Origin of the sequence: Photorhabdus sp. S10-54, assembly GCF_963878145.1 — a bacterium.
In the GTDB taxonomy this organism is placed as follows: Bacteria; Pseudomonadota; Gammaproteobacteria; order Enterobacterales; family Enterobacteriaceae; genus Photorhabdus; species Photorhabdus kayaii.
Genome location: NZ_CAWNXG010000159.1, coordinates 1 through 708, shown reverse-complemented (window position 1 = coordinate 708; position 708 = coordinate 1). Strand labels below are relative to the sequence as shown.

Below are 708 nucleotides of genomic sequence, written 5' to 3'. Positions count from 1 at the left end.
TCGAGGGTGACCAAATCGCACTAGGTACAAAACGTTCAGAAACATTTTGGAACCGCAAAATCGTATTGGGTTCAACCCCGACTGTAAAAGGCGCCAGCCGTATTGAAAAGTCATTTGGCGATAGTGATCAGCGTTATTACTACGTCCCATGCCCTCACTGTAATGAATATCAGGTTCTTGAATGGGGCGGCCCAGATACACCTTACGGTATCAAATGGGACAAAGACGAACACGGAGAAGGGATACCGGATACCGCTTATTACGTTTGTCGTCATAACGGATGCGTGATCCATCATAACGAAAAAGCCGGCCTGGTAAAGCGCGGAGAATGGCGGGCAACCAAACCATTTAAAGGTCATGCTGGTTTTCATATCTGGGCGGGTTACAGTCTGTTTCCTAACGCTGCGTGGAAATACTTAGTTGCTGAATGGCTGAGAGTGAAAAATGACCCGCTGATGCGTCAGACATTTATCAACCTGGTTCTGGGTGAACCCTATGAAGATCGGGGCGAGAAAGCATTGAGTGAAAGAAAACTCCTTGAGCGCTGTGAAGTCTTTGCTGCTGAGGTACCGGACGGCGTAGCGGTTCTGACGGCGGGTATTGATACCCAAGATGATCGCTTTGAAATAGAAGTCATTGGCTGGGGCCGGAATGAAGAAAGCTGGTCTATTGCTTATGACGTGATCGAGGGCGATTTAGAAACTGATG

General features: G+C 48.0%; 1 protein-coding gene. It reads left to right on the top strand.

Annotated features, from left to right (window positions below; all coding sequences use genetic code 11):
- On the top strand, window positions 1-708 hold a 708-nt coding region (locus AACQ83_RS24290; protein WP_192881122.1), incomplete at both ends, for a terminase gpA endonuclease subunit.